General features: G+C 59.5%; 15 protein-coding genes and 1 tRNA gene. 1 reads left to right on the top strand and 15 read right to left on the bottom strand.

Translation table 11 applies throughout. The features are described from left to right. Window positions 1–91: 91 nt before the first annotated feature. From BM346_RS14370 to BM346_RS14310, 13 genes are all read right to left on the bottom strand, one after another. Window positions 92–2,713: a TRAP transporter permease gene (locus tag BM346_RS14370; RefSeq protein ID WP_092014574.1), complete on the bottom strand. Its 2,622-nt coding sequence runs from the start codon at window positions 2,711–2,713 to the stop codon at window positions 92–94. Window positions 2,714–2,801: 88 nt separating this feature from the next. Continuing rightward, complete coding sequence (locus BM346_RS14365; RefSeq protein ID WP_092014571.1) at window positions 2,802–3,797, bottom strand: TAXI family TRAP transporter solute-binding subunit; 996 nt, start codon at window positions 3,795–3,797, stop codon at window positions 2,802–2,804. Between the two features lie 187 nt (window positions 3,798–3,984). Next, window positions 3,985–6,624: an aminopeptidase N gene (gene pepN / locus BM346_RS14360; protein WP_092014568.1), complete on the bottom strand. Its 2,640-nt coding sequence runs from the start codon at window positions 6,622–6,624 to the stop codon at window positions 3,985–3,987. Window positions 6,625–6,628: 4 nt separating this feature from the next. Beyond that, a complete protein-coding gene (locus BM346_RS14355; RefSeq protein WP_227663020.1) occupies window positions 6,629–7,429 on the bottom strand; it encodes a DUF2797 domain-containing protein in 801 nt (266 codons plus the stop codon). Between the two features lie 46 nt (window positions 7,430–7,475). After that, a complete protein-coding gene (locus BM346_RS14350; protein ID WP_092014565.1) occupies window positions 7,476–7,736 on the bottom strand; it encodes a YeaC family protein in 261 nt (86 codons plus the stop codon). Between the two features lie 157 nt (window positions 7,737–7,893). Next, window positions 7,894–8,757 carry a rhomboid family intramembrane serine protease gene (locus tag BM346_RS14345; protein ID WP_092014562.1) on the bottom strand — a complete coding sequence of 288 codons (864 nt, stop codon included), beginning with the start codon at window positions 8,755–8,757 and terminating at the stop codon, window positions 7,894–7,896. A gap of 5 nt (window positions 8,758–8,762) precedes the next feature. Further along, window positions 8,763–9,773: a metallophosphoesterase gene (locus tag BM346_RS14340; protein ID WP_174805179.1), complete on the bottom strand. Its 1,011-nt coding sequence runs from the start codon at window positions 9,771–9,773 to the stop codon at window positions 8,763–8,765. Between the two features lie 2 nt (window positions 9,774–9,775). Beyond that, window positions 9,776–10,660: an NAD(+) kinase gene (locus BM346_RS14335; RefSeq protein WP_092014559.1), complete on the bottom strand. Its 885-nt coding sequence runs from the start codon at window positions 10,658–10,660 to the stop codon at window positions 9,776–9,778. Window positions 10,661–10,813: 153 nt separating this feature from the next. Next, a complete protein-coding gene (locus BM346_RS14330) occupies window positions 10,814–12,082 on the bottom strand; it encodes a DNA repair protein (RefSeq protein WP_092014557.1) in 1,269 nt (422 codons plus the stop codon). Between the two features lie 255 nt (window positions 12,083–12,337). Further along, a tRNA-Asp gene (locus BM346_RS14325) sits at window positions 12,338–12,414 on the bottom strand. A 134-nt stretch (window positions 12,415–12,548) separates the two neighbouring features. Next, window positions 12,549–14,138 (bottom strand): ATP-binding response regulator, encoded by a 1,590-nt coding sequence (locus BM346_RS14320; protein WP_092014554.1) that lies wholly within the window; start codon window positions 14,136–14,138, stop codon window positions 12,549–12,551. A gap of 44 nt (window positions 14,139–14,182) precedes the next feature. Then, window positions 14,183–14,809 (bottom strand): response regulator FixJ, encoded by a 627-nt coding sequence (fixJ, locus tag BM346_RS14315; protein ID WP_092014551.1) that lies wholly within the window; start codon window positions 14,807–14,809, stop codon window positions 14,183–14,185. 41 nt (window positions 14,810–14,850) lie between these two features. Beyond that, window positions 14,851–17,262, bottom strand: coding sequence for a Lon protease family protein (locus tag BM346_RS14310; RefSeq protein ID WP_092014548.1), 2,412 nt, complete (start codon window positions 17,260–17,262; stop codon window positions 14,851–14,853). Between the two features lie 230 nt (window positions 17,263–17,492). On the opposite strand from BM346_RS14310, the gene BM346_RS14305 reads away from it, so the two are divergent. Next, window positions 17,493–17,777, top strand: a complete 285-nt coding sequence (locus tag BM346_RS14305; RefSeq protein WP_092014544.1) for a hypothetical protein — start codon at window positions 17,493–17,495, stop codon at window positions 17,775–17,777. A 31-nt stretch (window positions 17,778–17,808) separates the two neighbouring features. Here the strand turns inward: BM346_RS14305 and BM346_RS14300 are convergent, their stop codons facing one another. Then, window positions 17,809–18,279 carry a flavodoxin family protein gene (locus BM346_RS14300; RefSeq protein ID WP_092014541.1) on the bottom strand — a complete coding sequence of 157 codons (471 nt, stop codon included), beginning with the start codon at window positions 18,277–18,279 and terminating at the stop codon, window positions 17,809–17,811. 42 nt (window positions 18,280–18,321) lie between these two features. Then, a complete protein-coding gene (gene recA / locus BM346_RS14295; RefSeq protein WP_092014538.1) occupies window positions 18,322–19,368 on the bottom strand; it encodes a recombinase RecA in 1,047 nt (348 codons plus the stop codon). Between the last annotated feature and the right edge of the window lie 112 nt (window positions 19,369–19,480).

Genomic DNA, 19,480 nt, shown 5'->3' with positions numbered 1-19,480 from the left:
GTGATCCGTACCAAAGACCACGTGTTAACGGGAGCCGCGCTACCAGTGCGGCTCGATCGGGCCCGGAGTGTACAGGAAAAATGCTGTTTTGTCAGGTGGCTGCCCGGCCTCCGTGGGCCTCGCCCGGCTCCCCGGGGCGGCGCCGTAGCTGCAGCCAGCCGATCAGCACCAGCAGTGCCAGGGCGGGAATGAAAACCAGCTCGCGGGGTGGCCGTTCCTGGGGCACACGGACCTTGTTGATGGTCCAGTCGAAATCGAGTCCTGCTTCCGCCGCAGGGCCGCCGAACTCGACAAACTCCACCACCATGGCGTCGTCCTCCTGACGCAGCTCCACCCCCACGTTACTGAGCCACTCCTGCCCATTGTCGGCCCCCTCCAGGGGGAGCTTCATCCAGGTGGCCCGCTCCTCGCCGGTCAGCGACATGCCGGACGCCTGAACGATGATCGAATCGGTATGGGGCATATCCGCCACGACGGGTACCTGCTCCAGCAGTTCGGCGCCCGGCCGGCTTTCGAATTCCGGGTAGACCTGGTCCCACCAGAAGCCGGGACGGAACAGAGTGAAGGCAATCAGAAGCAACAACGCGGACTCCCATTTGTAGCTCCGGGTAAGCCAGTAACCCTGAGTGGCCGCAGAGAACGCCAGGATCGCCACCACCGCACTGGCAATGGTGACCACCAGGTCGAAGACGCCGGTCAGGCCAATAAGCAGAAGCTGGGTATTGAAGATGAACATGAAGGGCAATACCGCCGTACGGATATCATAGGCAAAGCCCTGGATACCCGTGCGGATGGGATCCGCTCCCGATATCGCGGCGGCCGCATAGGCGGCCAGACCCACAGGTGGTGTGTCATCCGCCAGAATGCCGAAATAGAAAACAAACAGGTGAACGGCGATCAGCGGCACCAGCAAGCCATTCTCGGCCCCCAGGGTCACGATAACCGGCGCCATCAGGGTCGAAACCACGATGTAGTTGGCGGTGGTAGGCAGCCCCATCCCCAACAGCAGACTGATCAGCGCGGTGAAAACAAGCATCAGCAGCAAATTGCCGCCGGAAATGAACTCCACAAACTCCGTCATCACCAGGCCGATGCCGGTCAGGGTGACCGTGCCGACAACGATACCGGCAGTGGCCGTGGCCACGCCGATACCAACCATGTTGCGGCCGCCCGTCGCAAGAGAGTGCATCAGCTCGCTGCCACCGTTGCGGACCGACGTGAGGAGGCTGCCCTGCTTGCGGAAAAAGGCGAGCAGCGGACGCTGGGTCAGAACGATGAACACCATGAACATGGTGGCCCAGAAAGCGGACAGCTGCGGAGAGAAGCGTTCCACGGTCAGGCACCAGACCAGCACCACCACCGGCAACAGGAAGTAAAGGCCGGTCTTGACCGTGGGACCCACTTCCGGCAGAACCGTCATGTCGGCTGACGCGTCATCCAGCTTGAGGGGCGGGAACCGGGACGCGTAGGCCACCAGGCCAATGTAGGCAATCAACAGTAATGGCCCCAGAATCCAGACTGCGGTCTCACCGAAGACAGTCTTCACCCAACCGATGCCGTAATAGACGGCAAGCGTCAGTACGATCAGTCCGATCAGCAGTATGACCCAGGTCAGCATGCGCTGGGCCAGGGTTGGCCTGTTGAGCCGCTCAATGCCTTTCATCCCCAGCTTGCAGGCTTCCACATGGACAATAAAGAGCAGCGCAATGTAGGAAATCATGGCCGGCAGAATGGCATGTTTGATCACCTCCAGGTAGGAGATGCCGACATACTCCACCATCAGGAAGGCGGCCGCCCCCATGATCGGCGGCGTCAGTTGACCGTTGGTGGAGGCGGCCACTTCAACCGCACCGGCCTTGGAGGCCGGGAACCCTACCCGCTTCATGAGGGGAATGGTGAACGTGCCGGTGGTCACCACATTGGCGATGGAGGAGCCGGAGATAATGCCGGAAAGACCACTGGAAACCACAGCGGCCTTTGCCGGTCCGCCCCGCATGTGCCCCAGCAGAGCGTACGCGACCTTGATAAAATAATTGCCGGCACCTGCCTTCTCCAGAAGTGCGCCAAAGAGCACAAACAGGAAAACGAAGGAGGTGGAAACGCCCAGGGCAACGCCAAAAACCCCCTCGGTGCCAAGCCATTGATGGGAAGCCAGCTTGCTGAGACTGGCCCCCTTGTGGGCAATTACGTCCGGCATCCAGGGGCCGGCGAGGGAGTAGAAAATGAAAACCGCCGCAACGACGGTGAGAGGAAGCCCCAGTGCCCGGCGTGTCGCCTCCAGCAGGAGCAACAGACCGCCCAGGGCGACAATCAGGTCCTGGAGGATCGGTGCCCCGGGGCGACTCGACAGTTCATCGTAGAACAGGAAGAGGTACGCCGCGGAAAACGAGCCGGCCAGGGCCAGCAACCAGTCGAACCAGGGTATGTGTTGCTCGTGGCGCCCCCGAATCATCGGGAATGCGGTATATGCCAGGAAAATGGCGAACGCCAGGTGAATGGAGCGGGCTTCCGTGGAATTGAAAACCCCGATCTCCAGAATGTAAGGCAATGGTGATGCGATCCACAGCTGGAACAGTGACCACATCACCGGGACGATGAACAGCAATACCGACTCAGGCCCTTTCAACGCCCTGCCGCCGGTTTCGGCCTGCAGTACCTCGTGAACTCTGGAGGTATCGACGTTATCGGGCTCAGAGGGATCGCGGTGGTTCATGGGCCGGTTCCGTTGGACAGCGGTGTCGAAAAAAAAAGACCGCCGGAGGCAGCGATGCCTCCGGCGTCGTGTTTTACCAGAAACCAGGTCAGTCGATCAGACCAACCTCGCGGTAGTACTTTTTCGCACCTTCATGCAGAGGCGCACTCAGGGCATCGGAAACCATCTCTTCTTTGTTCAGGTTACCGAATGCGGGGTGCAGCCGCTTGAAGCTGTCAAAGTTTTCGAACACGGCCTGGACCACCTCGTAGACCACTTCGTCCGGCACTTCTGCAGAGGTCACGAAGGTGGCGGCAACACCGAAGGTCTTGACGTCGTCATCGTTACCCCGGTACATGCCGCCGGGAATCGTGGCTACACGGTAGTAGGGATTATCGTCCACCAGGGTGCGGGTGGCCTCGTTGTCCACAGAGACGATGGTGCTGTCACAAGAGGTGGTGGCCTCCTTGATGGCGCCGGAAGGGTGGCCCACGGTATAGAAAAACGCATCAATATTGCCATCGCAGAGTGCCTGGGATTGCTCGGCGGCTTTCAGCTCGGCGGCCAGGGAAAACTTGTCCATGGTCCAGCCCATTTCCTCCATCAGCACCTCGGCGGTGGCGCGCTGGCCGGAACCGGGGTTGCCCACGGACACCCGTTTGCCCTCAAGGTCCTCGAAGGTCTTGATGCCGGAACCTTTACTGGCAACCACGGTGAACGGCTCAGGATGCAGGGAAAAGACAGCCCGCAGATCCTTGTGGGGACCCTGTTCCTTGAATTCACTGGTGCCGTTATAGGCATGGTACTGCCAGTCGGACTGGGCCACGGCCAGATCGAGCTCATCCTGGCGGATGGCGTTCAGGTTATAGACGGAACCGCCCGTGCTTTCCACCGAGCAGCGGATGCCGTGCTCTTTGCGGTCCATGTTCACCAGCCGGCAGATGGCGCCGCCTGCCGGGTAGTAGACGCCGGTAACACCACCGGTGCCGATGGTGACGAAACGCTGTTCCTGCGCGGTCACCGACATGGAGCCTGCAGCCAGGCCCACCGACGCGGCAAGTGCCAGGGTAGAGGCTTTGAGTCGCAGTGCTGTACGGATTGCCATAGACGATTCCTTCTCGATTCGTGTTTTTGTCAGCTGGACGTTACAAACAGTCACAAAGTCAGCTTTTTAGAAAATAGCCCACATTGCACTCAAAATAAAGCCGGGCCGACATGACTAAATGCCTGACCCGGCGGTCTTTATTGATGGTAGTGGTTACCCCGGCCCACCCTCAGGAGGCAGCCGGCACCTATTCCGCCAGACTCTTGTGGACAATCTCGTAAACATCCCGGGACAGATTCTCCTTGTCCCGGACGGACTCCAGCGCCTTATGCATGCCCTCACTGTATACATGGGCGAACTTGCGCCAGCGGGTCAGAGGCGCCGTCAGACGAGCCGCAATCTGAGGATTACTGTCGTCCAGGCGACGAATGGTCTCGGCGAGGAACTGGTAACCCGAGCCATCCTGGCTATGGAAATGGGGCAGGTTCTGACCGGCGAAGGCCCCCACCACACTGCGGATCTTGTTGGGGTTTTTCCAGTCGAACGCGGGGTGCTCCAGCAGCCGGCGAACGGCTTCCAGATCACCCGAGACCGGACTGGATGCCTGGATGGCGAACCATTGCTCCACCACCTGAGGATCCACCTGCCATTGCTGGTAGAAGTCGTCCAGTGCCTGCCGGCGCTCCGCCTCGAACGGGGAATTCGCCAGCGCTCTCAGGGCGCCGGATTGATCGGTCATGTTACTGGCGTTACGGAACTGCTCAAGCGCCAGCTCCAGCGCCTCTTCATCGCCGATATGCAGCAACCAGGCCAGCGTCATGTTACGGAGACTGCGGCTGGCAACGTCCTCCGGCGTGATCTGGTAGTGGGAAGCCGTCTGCTGACGCCTGTAACAGGCCATCAGTTCATCCCTCAGCGCGGTGGCCAGGCTTTTCAACACCCGCTCACGGGCGTGATGGATGGTCTGCACATCGGCCTGATCCGTGAGCTCGATCAGATAGGCTTCGCCGGGGAGTTGCAGCATCTTCGCCACCAGGGCCTGGTCCGCCGACTCGTCGGTGAGCAGGACACGACTGGCGTCGATCAGCCGCGGATCAACCTTCGTCTCGGCGTGACCCGACAGTTCCCGGATAACATCCACCGCGAGGCGTTGCCCGGCGTCCCAGCGGTTGAAACCGTCGCTGTCGTGACTCATAAGGAACCTGAGCTGGTCGCGCGTCCAGGGATAGTTCACCCGTACCGGTGCAGAGAAATGCCGCAGCAGAGACGGCACAGGCCGCTCAGGGATATCGGGGAACTCGAAGGTATGGCTCTCTTCCGTCAGTTCCAGCACCCGTGTAGCGGGCGCATCCGCCTCCGATGGCGCCAGCCGGATTGGCAGGTCATTGCCCTCGCCATCCAGCAGCCCCAGAGCGAACGGGATATGCTGGGGCTTCTTGTTGCTCTGGCCGGGAGTAGCCGGAATGCTCTGGCGGATCGTCAGCCGGTAGACCTCACCGGCCTCATCGTAATCGTCCTCTACCGTCAGCACCGGCGTCCCCGCCTGCTCGTACCATAGCCTGAACTGGCCCAAGTCGCGTCCGCTGGCATCCTCCATGGCCTTCACGAAGTCATCGGTTGTCACCGCCTGGCCATCGTGACGTTCAAAGTAGAGGTCACTGCCCTTGCGGAACAGGTCGGGGCCCAACAGGGTATGGATCATCCCCACCACTTCCGCGCCCTTTTCGTAAATGGTGAGGGTGTAGAAGTTGGAAATCTCCATGTAGGAAGCAGGCCGCACCGGATGGGCCATGGGACCGGCGTCCTCGGCGAACTGCGCGGTCCGCAGCATGGCGACGTTCTCGATCCGGTTAACGGTTTCCGAGCCCATGTCGGCCGAGAACTGGGAGTCCCGGAACACGGTGAAACCTTCCTTGAGGCTGAGCTGGAACCAGTCGCGGCAGGTGACCCGGTTGCCGGACCAGTTGTGGAAATACTCGTGGGCGACGATGGACTCGATGCGCTGGAAGGCTGCATCCGTTTCCGATTCCGGACGGGCCAGCACACAGGAGGAGTTGAAGATGTTCAGGCCCTTGTTTTCCATGGCACCCATGTTGAAGTCGTCAACCGCCACGATCATGAAGATATCCAGATCGTATTCCCGCCCATAGACCTCCTCATCCCATCTCATGGCCCGCTTGAGGGAGTCCATGGCGTGATCGGTCTTGTCGGCGTTTCGGGGCTCCACGTAGATGCGCAGGTCGATATTCCGTCCGGACACCGTGGTAAAGGCGTCTTTCTGCTCAACCAGATCGCCCGCCACCAGGGCGAACAAATAGGAGGGCTTGGGGAAAGGGTCTTCCCAGGTAACGAAGTGGCGGCCACCCTCCAGGACGCCCCTGTCGACGTCGTTGCCATTGGACAACAATACCGGGTACATGGACCTGTCAGCCTCAATGCGGGTCCGATAACGGGCCATGACATCGGGCCGATCCGGGAAGAAGGTAATGCAACGGAAACCTTCCGCCTCACACTGGGTGCAGAACATGCCGGAGGATTTGTACAGTCCCTCGAGACGGGTGTTGTTCTGTGGCTCGATCCAGGTCACCACCTGCAACTCGAAGGTGTCAGGCACTGCGGGCACGATCAGCAATTCGCCCTTGTCCTGGTATTCATCGGTGGTGAGTTGACGGCCATCCAGGTGCACCGACTCCAGGGTGAGGGAGTCGCCGTTCAGTTCCAGCGGCACCGGCCCGCCCGTGGCCTCCGGATTGCGGCGCACGGCCAGTTTGCTGTGTACCCTGGCGCCTTCCTCGAATAACTCGAACCGCAAGTCGACATGATCCACCAGGTAATCCGGCACCCGGTACTCGCTCAGGTAAATGGTTCTGGGTTGGCTTGTGCGCATGCTGTTACTCCGACATAACCCGTACAGAGACCTTGTAGCCCGTGTACTTGCGAATATTGATGACGCCGGTATCCAGTATCAGGTACTGACCCTTGACGCCCTGTAACACTCCACTGGCAAGTGGTTGCTTGTCCAGGTTGTGGGTCTTGATCTTCACCGGCCAGATGTCCACCGGGTAGTCGAGACTCCATACCGGATCACCGGCAACCTCAATGGTGTCGCGGCCGTGCTCAGCCGCCAGCTGTTCCAGTTCCGGCGCGATTCTTTCCAGCAGTCGGTCACGCTCGGCAAGCAGGTCGAGCTCCGGCGCCTCCCCCCTGAGCATGGTTCGCCAGTTGGTGCGATCCGCCACGTGCTGCTTGCAGGCCACCTCCACCAGCCCCGCCAGGTAGCGGGTAGCGACCCTGAGCATGGGGACCGCGGCCACTGCACCCTGGTCGATCCACCGTGTGGGAACCTGGCTGGCCCGGGTAATGCCCACCTTGAGGCCCGAGGAATTGGCCAGATACACCACATGCCCCGTCATGCAATGGGTCTCTCCCCATTCCGGTTCGCGGCAGGTGCCCAGGTGATAATGGCACTTTTCCGGACTCATGATACAACTGTCACAGGCGGCCAGACGCTTGAAACAGGGATAGCAGTAGCCCTGACTGAAGCTCTTGTTGGTTTTCCGGTCACAATGAATACACCGGATTTCTCCGCTGAACTCGATTTCAATGGTTTTCCCCAGCTGCTCGTTCAGCACCAGGCGGTGATCACCCACCGTCAGGGTATAGCCCACAGGTGACTCGGGTTCCACCGGCATTTTGGCGAGGCGGCCCGTGATCTCGATTGGTTCGCTCAAATCTGCCTCAACTGACAATTCGAATGGTATCGGGACCGTCGTCCTTGCCCGACTCCTCGGACCCGCAGGAATGGCGCTCGATATAACCTACCCGCTCCTGCTCCGGAATGTTGTGGGCATTTTCGTAGTGAATCACCGCCTCCAGGCAGATCTGGCGCTGCTCATCGGAGATCCGGCGTCCATCCGGCCACTTACCCAGCTCAATGGCACGGCGCAGACTGCGGTAGACCGTCGGGTCGAGGCGCTGAATTAATTCTTCGTAAGTCATAAAAAACTCCCGAAAAGGGTTTGACACCCTTAAACGAAAATGATTATCATTAACTCACCAAATGACACGGTCGTTTCATTTGGTCTCTCTCATCAGGAGCTTCCGAGCTCATTTATGCCCCGCCCTTTGGTGGGGCTTTTTTTTCCTTTTCCGGCGCTCAGGACACTTGCCGCGACCGGGGCGGTGTCATGATGACCGCCATCAGAAGGCCACCCAGAAGCCCCCCCAGGTGCGCCTCGTTGGCCATACGGCCGATACCCAGCATGACGGGCAGAGGTGTGAAGCCAATGATCATCCAGACCACCGCGAAGGTCATCAGCGCTGGCGGGAACTGGAACCGCGGCACCCTCTGCTGGCTAAGCCAGCAGTAACCCAGAACCCCATAAACGACCCCGGACAACCCTCCGAACAATGGGCCCGAGGCCAGGAATTGCAAGGTATTCGAAATCAGGCTGGAAACCAGAAAAAGCGCCAGGAAACGACCGCGACCGTCGATGTATTCCACCTGACTGCCCAGGAACCAGAGCATCACGGCATTGAACAGGATGTGCATCAGGCTGAAATGCAGGAAGTCAGGGGTTATCAGTCGCCAGAACTGGCCGGAGGCCATCGTGTCCGACAGGGCTGAAAGTCTCGCCGCCAGGGTCTGCCAGTCGAACCCCCTCGGATCAACGTACATCAGCCAGGCCGCCAGTTCCCCCCTGCCAAGACCCGTTGCCCAGGCCAGCACGGCCGCAACCGCGATGATGGCACAGACCACCGGGGCGTGACGTGGGCTGGGCTGCCACCGCCCACCCCTGACCGGCATGCGACCCGCCCGGTCAACCCTTGCGCGAACATCCTCCTCACTCATGTACTGCTCCAGCGCCGCCAGCACCGCAGCGGACTGTTCAGCACTGGCCAGCCAGAGGACCTGGGCGTCGCCTTCCCTGGTAATCCGGTGCTTTACCCCCTGGTGGCCTAGCCAGGTGCTAAATCCGGAAATATCCTCTCCGGCGTCCAGTTCCTTGATGCGATACAAACGGGTTACCTCGCGACGCTGTCTTCGGTGGGTGGCGTGCTGCCCATCTCGGGACGCTCCACATTGACATAGACGAATTTGTCGCGGCTCAGTTCCCGTTCGTCATCCAACCGGTAGGCGACCAGCTTGCCGTATTTCACGGCACTGTAATCCAGGCATGCGACATTGGGTTTCAGCGGCGCGGGTTCCCCCTCCATCCAGTAATGCCCCACGAAAACAGGGCGCTCATCGGGTGGATAGCGGAGAATCTCCCGGCGCTCTTTCTCGGACAGCTCCTGACGGGCCACTTCCTCCGGCAGGGGGTCGGGCTGGAACACCACGTCGCCGTAAGTGCGGGGATTGTCAGCCCAGAACTTGGTGCGGAAGAACTTGCGGGTATAGCCGTCCTTGCTCTTGATGCTCATGTTGTCCGGCAGAGGCAGGTCAGTCCCCCTTAACAGGGTGTCCATGACCTGGCCGGCAAACGACTCCAGAGCCGCGGATGCATGGAGGAAGTCCTCATCGATGCAGGCACTGCCCTGGCTTTCCAGGAACTGGCGAATCAGCTTCTCATCCCAGCAGGCGTGGACGGCCCGGAAGTGTTCTTCCTCGATGAACAGAGGCATCGTATAGAACCACTCCAGGAATTCATTCCACTCATGGGGATAGTGGTCGAACTGTTCCAGGGTTTCCTGGATCAGCCGGTTATGGCGTGCATTGTGCTCCCGCAGGAACTCCTGGCCGCTGCCGGGCCGCGCCCGGGTGCAGTAACCCAGGGCGTTGTACTCATGATTGCCCATAACGATGCGGGCGGAACCATGCTCCACCATGTCGCGCACCAGATGCAGGGCCTCGCGGATGCGCGGCCCGCGATCAATGATATCGCCAATGAAAACGGCCTGACGCCGCGGATGCTGGTAAACACCGTGGCGTTTGATGTATCCCATCTGGCGCAGCAGGTGTTCCAGGGTATGGGCACAGCCATGGATGTCGCCGATGATGTCATAGCCCCTGGAGGCGCTCCGTTCACTTGCCATGATTAACTCGCTGCTATTTCGCTGGCCCAACCAAGCTTGTCCCGGCAGGTGGCGTAAAAATTGTGATCCTTGGGATGAATCAGGCGGATTTTAAAGGGCTTTTTGGTAATCCGGATGATGTCACCCGGAGCGCAGGCGATGTCCATCTGACCGTCGAAACTGACCTGGGGATAGGTCTCATTGGTATCGCCGATCACCAGCTTGATCTCACTCTTGCCATCCACCACGATCGGCCGGCTGCTGAGGGTATGGGGGAACATGGGCACCAGCACAACGGCGTCCAGCTTGGGGTGCATGATCGGGCCACCGGCGGAGAGGGAGTAGGCGGTGGAACCGGTGGGCGTGGATACAATGAGACCGTCCGAACGCTGGCTGTAGACGAAATGACCGTCGATATAGAGGTCAAAGCCAATCATGCGGGTGGACTTGCCCGGGTGCAGGACAACGTCGTTAAGGGCACTGCCAAAGCCCAGGGGCTGGCCATCGCGCTCCAGGTTGCCATCCAGAAGAAACCGGTTTTCCTCGATGTATTCCCCCTGCAGGACGCGGGCGAGGCGCTCCTCGAGATCAGCCGGGGATATATCCGTGAGGAAACCCAGTCGGCCGCGGTTCACTCCGAGCAGCGGAATCTTGGACTTTGCCAGTTCCCGGGCGGCCCCCAGCAGACTGCCATCGCCACCCACCACAATGACCAGGTCACAGATTTCGCCGAGAAGCTTCTTGCTCGCCACCTGTAGCCCGTGGCCGGGCAGCATGCCGGCGGTATCCTGTTCAAGAATGACCTGGTAATTCTCGTTCAGCAGGTAGGTTTTCAGAAGCCGCAGCGTTTCCACGACCTTGACGCTACCCATGCGGCCGATGACCCCGATATTCCTGAATTGATCCATTAAGTCTCTCAGTCTGTCAGTGGCGCGGTATGCTTGCGAAGCCTCCCGCCGAGCCCGGGATGTCGACGACCTCCCCTGCACGCCCGGCAGTAGCTGACCACCATCTTAACGAATTACAGACCAATTCTGAAAAAGATTGTCCCCCGGCAGCCATCAGGCCGCCGGCGAGTGCCTGTCGCAACGGTCGTGGACACCGGGCTCAAAGTCCGCCGGCTGGCTGATACGCATTACCGGCTGGCCACAGATCTCGCCGGCTTTTTCCCCGGGAGCCCGGCAGACGGGCTCCTCGTAGTGCTCCAGCCACCGGCGGTACGCAGGCTCGGAAATGCCACATTTCTCTGCGGCGTAGCCGGCGGGATTATCGACATAACGCCTGAAATCATTGAAGGGCAGGGTGATATGGCCGACTCCGGCATGGTAGCCCACCAGAAACACCTTCTGGTCCTGCAACTGGCGAATCAGGGAGTTCTCATCCGGCAACTGGCCTCGGGCGTCGTCCAGGGCCTGCTCCAGTTCGCGGCTCACCTCCAGCTGACCGTCCAGTTCCCGCTGCTTTCGGTCCAGTTGCTCGCGCAACAGTACCACTTCCGCCTGAGCGGCCTCTTCCATTCCCCGCGGCGCGGCAGCCAGGGCCATGGCTTCTTCCAGTTGTTGCCTGAGTTCGCTTACCTGCAGGTCGCGACGTTCCAGGCGTTTCCTGAGCTTTTCCGATTCCAGTCTCGCCCGTTCCAGGCGGCGCTCCATTTCGTCCACTTCCTCCTGCCGGGCGCGATGCTCAAGACGGTTCTCGCGCTGCACGGCGGCGAGGGAGTCCTGGTGCGCGCTTTGGAGGGTTTTTATGCGTAACCGCTGCTCACGGATAATATGAGCGAGCCGGTTGCGCTGAGCCACCGCCTCCTGGGAGGCAATGGCCGCATCGCTCTTGCCGATGGCGGTACGCAGCACGGGTATGTACTCGTCCGATGCCGCTGCCTTGCGTTTGAACTTGAGGTGATTGGCCTCGACGGCCTTGCGGATGGACTGGAAATGGTTCGAACCCGGCGTCATATCCGGGTCCCACAGTTCGTCGGCGAACTTCTTGTCGGGGCAGCGGCTGCGGCAGACCAGACGGATGGGGCCTGCGCCCAGATCGGGGCCGGCGGAGCCTCGTTGGGCCAGAGCTTCCACCGGAATATTCCAGTGACTGTCGGCCCGGCCCTCGTCGTCGAAATAGATCCGGAAAAACACCAGGGCACGAATCAGCAGGTCTGGCCCGGTCTGAACAAAGACGCCACGGACTTCGGTGTCCGCCAGGTCCGACAGACCCACGTACCCATCCAGGAACGCATCGAATTCCGTGGCCCGCATCTGACGCGACACATCGACCCCATCCATCAGGAATACGGCGGAATATCCGTCATAGGATGGATCAGCCAATGCCATTGAACGCCTCCCGGTTGAGTGAACCCGATTTGCCAGTCGTCATCATGTCCGAAAGTGCGGCCACAATCCGATACCTGCACCTGCAGTGTGCAGATGTACCCCTATATTAGCCAGTCAGTGCCGGCGACGGGAGCGCAAAACTGTGAGGTTTTGTGATTGGCTATACGACAGGCCAGAAAAAACAGAGCGTAAAGGGCAAAATGAGCGAGGGAAAAAAATCGGGAATGGGCAGAGAGGAAAAAGGGAGGGGATAAATGGCGGAGCGGACGGGACTCGAACCCGCGACCCCCGGCGTGACAGGCCGGTATTCTAACCAACTGAACTACCGCTCCGTGCGGTGTTGCCTCAATCTGAACCGGTATTCCGATTCTCTTGAGCAGGACGTCAAACCTGCTCTGTGACAACGAGGGCGCATTATAAAGATGGCGCTCGCCATGTCAACGCTTTTCGCCAAATCTTTCCAATATCATGAGGGGTTGGCGGCTGCCACCGGCAACGTGAAGAAAAAGATTGCGCCATCGCCCTCGGGACGCTCGAATCCGATCTCTCCTCCCTGTGCCTGGATCAACGACCGGCATAGGGTAAGACCGATGCCCATGCCCTCGTTCTTGGTGGTAAAGAATGGCAGGAACAGTTTCTGTTCGGCATCTTCCGGCAGGCCCTCGCCATGATCCCGCACTTCGATTCGGACTGTGCCCTCACCCGACATCCGGGCATGGACCTCTACAGATGCCCTGGACCCGGCGCTTCGGGTGGATTCTAGAGCGTTGCGGATCAGGTTCAGGGCCACCTGCTGGACCTGAACAGGATCGGCGACAACCTCAGGAATATCATCGGCCACGTGGATCTCCACGCCACCGTCGTTATGCCGGGCATCCACTTCCGCAAACTGCCGGGTCTCCTCCAGCAGAGCGGATACCGACAGTACCTCCTTGCCAACGGCCGGCTTGCGAACGAAGCCCCGTATCCGCCGCACAACTTCGCTGGCGCGGTGGGACTGGGCTTCGATCTTTTCCAGGGTCCTGGCCAAGAGCTCGGTATCCGGTTCGTCGGCTTTCAACATACGCAACAGTACGCGGGCGTAGTTGGTAATGGCAGTGAGAGGCTGATTCACTTCGTGGGCAAAGCCCGCCGCCATCTCTCCCATGGTCGCCATGCGTGAGGCATGGGCGAGCTGGTCACGCTGTTCCTGGACCAGATTGCGGGCATCCTCCAGCGCCTGCTCGTTTTCCAGTTCCGACGATATATCACGGAAAACCACCACGGCACCGGTCAGGCGGTCGCCCTCTTTTTTCGGGGTTGCCCGATACTCCGCCGGAAACGTGGAGCGGTCCGCCCGGTGCATGGTGACACCCCGTTGGTGTTCCGCTATGCCCTGACTACAGGTAGCCTGGACCGGAAGACCTTCAGGGTCAGTCTCACCGCCCTCTGTCGAGGGATGCAAGAGGTTGCCGGAGCAGGGGCGCGGCTGCAAAAGATGCAGCTCGAAGAAGTTCTTCCCGATCAGCTCATCCACGGAGCATCCGCTGATCAGGCCGGCCGCCGGGTTGGCGAAGGCGATATTGCCCTCGGCATCAAGCCCATAGATGCCCTCGCTGATGGCATTGAGAATACGGGTCTGATCACTCTCCAGTTCCCGGTTTCGCTCCTGCAGGGCGCGCTCCAGCCGGATCACGCGGGCATGGGTGCGTACCCTCGCGATCACTTCCTGGGCCTGGAACGGCTTGGAGATGTAGTCAGCGCCACCCAGGGAGAAGCCACGCAACTTGGCATCCACATCGTCGAGGGCGGAAAGGAAGACCACCGCAGAATCGGCAGTAACCGGGTTCTCCTTCAGACGCTCGCACACCTGGTAGCCATCCAGGTCTGGCATCATGATATCCAGCAGGATGACTTCAGGCTGATGACGGCGCGCCAGGGTCAGGGCCTTTTCGCCATCATTGGCAATCAGCAGGCGATAACCGCGGTCTTTGAGGGTCTCGTAGAGCACCTTGAGATTCTGGGCATTGTCATCAACAAGTAGCACCGTGGGCTCGGTGCTGGCCTGATCAGTCATAATAGCTTGCCGGTTAAAACGTTACGGGCATGATGGGCCGTAAATCACCGGTCGTCGATAAGGTCCTTTACGGACAGTACCATGCGGACCAGGTGTGCAAGTGAGTGGGTGCCCATCTTGTGCATGACCCGGGAGCGGTGAATTTCCACGGTACGCTGACTGATATCGAGCTCGATGGCAATGACCTTGTTGGCCTGACCGGCAATCATCCGCTCCATGATCTCGGTTTCCCGGGGCGTCAGGGTCTTGATGCGCCGGACGATCTCCTGCCGTTCACTGAGGGTCTTGCGCTGCTCCCGGTCCTGTTCCAGGGCGGCCTCGATTTTCTCCAGCAGGGCTTCTTCCCGGTAAGGCTTCTGGATAAAGTCGACGGCGCCCTCCTTCATGGCATCCACCGCCAGCGGAACATCGCCATGACCGGTGACGAAAATGATCGGCAGCAACGAATGGCGGGCATTGAGTTTCTTCTGAAGTTCCATGCCGTCCATGCCTGGCATACGGATATCCAGCACGATACAGCCGGCCATATCCTCGGAATAGTCACGCAGAAAATCGGTGGCGCTCGGATAGGTTTTCACCGATTTCCCATCTGACTTGAGCAGCAGTTCAAGTGAATCGCGAACTGCCTCGTCGTCCTCCACCACGTAGACGGTTTGCTGGATGTCGCTCATGATACGATCGCTCCTGTTTGTTATCCTTGATGATCAAGAGGTTAATGGATCGTGGAGTCCTTTGCAGCTCCGTCGTGGCTTTCGTGCTCCTGCCGCTCCCGTTCCCGCAGTTCAGCAAGGCGCTTTGCAATTGCCGCGAATACGGTTCCCCGGGAGTAATTTCCCTTCCGGTCGGCTCGCCCGGCGGGCTTGCCGAGGAGCAACTCGATTGCCTCTTCCACGGTACTGACGGCGTAAATATGGAACTGGCCGTCGCGCACCGCATCCAGTACCTCGCTGTCCAGCATCAGGTTCTGGACGTTGGTCTTCGGCACGATGGCACCCTGGCTCCCGTTCAGCCCCTTGATCCTGCAGGTTTCGTAAAAACCCTCGATCTTCTCGTTGGCCCCGCCTATGGGCTGAACCTCCCCGAACTGATTCATGGAGCCGGTAATCGCCAGATCCTGGCGTACCGGAATCTCCGAGAGGGCTGACACCAGAGCACACAGCTCGGCGACGGAAGCGCTGTCACCGTCCACTTCGCCATAATTCTGCTCGAACGTCAGACTGGCGGAAAGATGCATGGGATCCTTTGAGGCGAACCGGGAAGAAAGCCAGGCACTGAGAATCATCACCCCCTTGGAGTGAATGTTACCGCCAAGCTTCACATCGCGCTCGATATCCAGCACGTCGCCGTCACCGTAGTAACAGGTCGCGGTAACGCGATTGGACAGGCCGAACTCGAATCCACCGGTGGAAAGCACGGATAATGCGTTCACCTGCCCTACCCGCTTGCCTTCAGTGGTAACCAGGGTGGCGCCGTCGCGGATCGCGTCAAAGAACTGGTCGCGGATGCGGCTGCTGCGATAGCGGGCACTGGTCAGGGCTTTCTCGACATGCTCGGCGTGAATCAGTCGGGCCTTTGCCTGACGGGCCCAGTAGTCGGACTCCCGCAGCAGGTTGGCAATGTCAGCCGCATGCAGCGACAGGCGAGCCTGGTGTTCGGCGGTGCGGGCGCTGTATTCGATGACCCGTGCCACGGCTTTGCGATCGCAGTGCAGCAATCCTTTCTCGTGGACCAGGCTGGCAATGAATTTGGCGTAGAGTACCTGACTCTCGGAACTCCGCCGCATCTCATTTTCAAAATCGGCGGTCACCCGGAACAGCTCGGCAAACTCCGGATCGTATTCCTGCAACAGCATCCATGTCTCCCGGTCGCCGAACAGAACGATCTTCACGTTGAGCGGGATCGCCTCAGGCTCCAGGGAGATGGTCCCCGACAGTGTAAGCTCCCGCTCAAGTGAATTGATGGAAATGGTCCGGCTGCGCAGCGCCCTTTTCAGCCCATCCCAGACGAATGGCTGCTCCAGGACCTTGATGGCGTCCATCAGCAGATAACCGCCATTGGCCCTGTGAAGACTGCCGGGGCGGATCAGCGAGTAATCGGTAAACACCGTTCCCTTGAAGGTGACGTTCTCAACATAACCAAACAGGTTGTGGTACGTGGGATTATCCTCCACCACCACGGGCACCTCACCATCCTTCTGGTGCACCAGGAGATTCACCAGGTAGCGACGGGGCATTTTCTTGTCGAGGGAGGCATAGGCGATCGCCACCTGGTCCTCGTCGTCGTCCAGGAAGATATCCAGATTTTCGGCAAGATCCGTGCGCATGCTTTCCAGATAGGCGACCACATCGGGTTCCTTCTCATAACGCTTGACCAGCTCGTCAATCTGGCGCCCGGAAATCGCTTCCAGGGTTTCCTGGTTGAGGGCCTGCTGCTTCTCGGCGTACTCCTGCTCCCAGTCCGCTATCTTGCGGACTGACTGGCGCAGCTTTTTCTCCAGCTTGTTGATGGCATCCTCGAACCTGTCACGCTCTTCTTCCGTCAGCTCGGCAAATGTCTCCACCGTGTGGGGTTCGTCGCCCTTCATGGCCACCAGCCGGTATCCGCCCGGCGTGGTCAGGGTGAGACTGACCTTTTTCCGCCGGGCCTGATTGGCGACTTTTTCCAGCTCATCTTCCTGCTTCTTGGTGTACTCGTTCTTGAGTTGTTCGGCCCGCTCGAGGAAGGCATCGCTGTCAAAGGTCTGGGGGATCATCTTGACCAGGCGGGACATGAGCTTTTCCATGTCGTGTTTGAGGTTGGCGCCCTCGCCGGCCGGCAGTTGGATCATCCGCGGAACCCGCGGCTCATCGAAATTGGCCACATAGCACCAGTCGTGAATCCGGTGCTCTTCATCGGTATGGTGTTCCAGATAACGCAGCATCATGCTGCGCTTGCCCAGACCATTACGACCCACTGCATAAACGTTGTAACCGCCATGGGGCATGGAAAGCGCAAAGCGAACGGCTTCCTGGGCACGGTTCTGGCCAACGATTTCCGCCAGTGGATCGAGCTGACGGGTGGTTTTGAAGGGGAGATCCTTGAGAACGCAAGCCTTGTAAAGCTGATTCAGGGGCAATGCCTTCAATGTGAATTCCTGTTGTTACCTGATGAGTGTGGATGAAGCATAAAAGCCTGCCATTGTAGGCGGTGCCGATTCCGCTGTCGCCTTTCCGGTCAACAATCTCTGAAAATGAGGGAGGACGCACCTTTATTGATTAAAGAATAACCAGACGATGCCGATAATAAAGGGAGAGAGCTTCCGAAAGCCAGAGAACAGGCAGACAGCGACTGGACCTGTATCAGGGAGGACTGACCGTGGACATACTGAAAACACTGACTCACCCGCTTTCCGCCACTGACCGGCCGGCGAAAACCCCGCCAAGGCTGGTGGCGAAAGTGGACGACTCCCGTCCGGCAACAACGCAACCGGCGGAGGACCGTCGTTTCCAGCCGGACCGTCGTCGTCGCCAGGAGCCATTCGAGGGGCCGGACCGCCGCCGTAGAAACAGTCGCCGGCGGCCTTTGCTGCTGCATCCGAAAACCCGGGAAGCCACCAGTCTGGAAGACCGGCGGGGACGTCACATAAGTACCAGCGCCTGACACCAGAGAGCCAGCTGGACTGAAGGCAAGGCTATAACATCCCCGCATCGAGGCTGGCGGACAAGGTCATACCCAGCTCGTGGCACTGGCTGGTGAACTCGTCCCTAAACTCTCCCCGGCACAGCACTGGCTCCTGAACCAGGCGCCATCGCAGACCTGTGGTAATGCTTTCAATGGCCCGACGGGTCCCGGTGCCATCATGACCGGCACGGATGTAATAGGAAAAGGGCAGGCCCTGGGTCTTCTCAAGACATGGATAATAGCTGCGATCAAAGAAATCCTTGAGTGCACCACTCATGTAGCCAAGATTCTCGGTGGTTCCCAGAATGATGGCATCACTCCAGAGCACATCCTCCGGACCGGCATCCAGGGGCGCCCGTACCCGAACCTCGACATTGTCGATGTCCGGGTGACTGGCACCCTCCACGACGGCGTCCCTCAGCCTGCGGGTATTCGGAGAGGGAGCGTGAGTCACTATGAGCAGTTTTTTCGAGTCCTCCATGATTCTCACCCCCGTCACCAGGCTAAATCAGAACTCCCGACGTCAGAGCAGTTCCCCATTGGTTTCCTCGGTGTCGGCAACGGCCTTTTCCTTGGCTACCGGCTTGGGCATAAGCTTCTCACGGATGGCGGTTTCAATTTCGTTGGCGATGTCCGGATTCTCTTCCAGGAACTTGGCCGCATTGGATTTGCCCTGTCCGATCTTGTCACCCTTATAGGCATACCACGCACCGGACTTGTCCACAAAGCCTTCCTTCACGCCCATGTCCAACACTTCGGCCATGTGGTAGATCCCCTTACCGTACAGGATCTGGAACTCGGCCTGCCGGAACGGCGGAGAAACCTTGTTCTTGACGACCTTTACGCGGGTTTCGTTGCCCACGACCTCATCGCCCTCTTTGACCGAGCCGATACGACGGATATCCAGGCGCACGGAGGAGTAAAACTTGAGCGCGTTACCACCGGTGGTGGTTTCGGGTGAACCGAACATGACGCCGATCTTCATACGGATCTGGTTGATGAATACCAGCAGACAGCTGGCGTGCTTGACGTTACCCGTCAGCTTCCGCAGCGCCTGGGACATCAGGCGAGCCTGCAGGCCCACGTGGCTGTCGCCCATCTCGCCCTCGATTTCAGCCTTGGGGGTCAGTGCGGCAACAGAGTCCACAATGATGACGTCCACGGCATTCGAGCGCACCAGCATGTCGGCGATTTCCAGAGCCTGCTCGCCGGTGTCCGGCTGGGAAACCAGCAGGTCGTCCACGTTTACGCCCAGCTTTTCCGCATACACGGGGTCAAGGGCGTGTTCCGCATCAACGAAGGCACAGGTTTTACCCTGTTTCTGGGCTTCCGCCACAACCTGCAGGGTCAGAGTGGTCTTACCGGAACTTTCCGGACCGTAGATTTCGACAATCCGGCCATAGGGCAGACCGCCTATACCCAGCGCGACATCCAGCCCCAGTGAGCCAGTGGATACCGCTGGCATGGCCTCACGAGGCTGGTCGCCCATTTTCATCACCGCACCCTTGCCAAATTGACGCTCGATCTGGCTCAGTGCTGCGTTCAAAGCTTTCTTGCGATTGTCTTCCATCAGTGCAAACCCTCGAAGTCGTTTGGCGGGTGCCGCCGCCGGCTACTGTATACTTGAACAGTATTAGAACACAGGCGGCCGGCCAGACCAACCCCCAAAACGGAAGCCGTTA

The organism is Marinobacter daqiaonensis, from assembly GCF_900115285.1.
Classification (GTDB): Bacteria; Pseudomonadota; Gammaproteobacteria; order Pseudomonadales; family Oleiphilaceae; genus Marinobacter; species Marinobacter daqiaonensis.
Note: the sequence above shows the minus strand (reverse complement) of the source record. Positions and strands in the feature narration are given on the sequence as shown.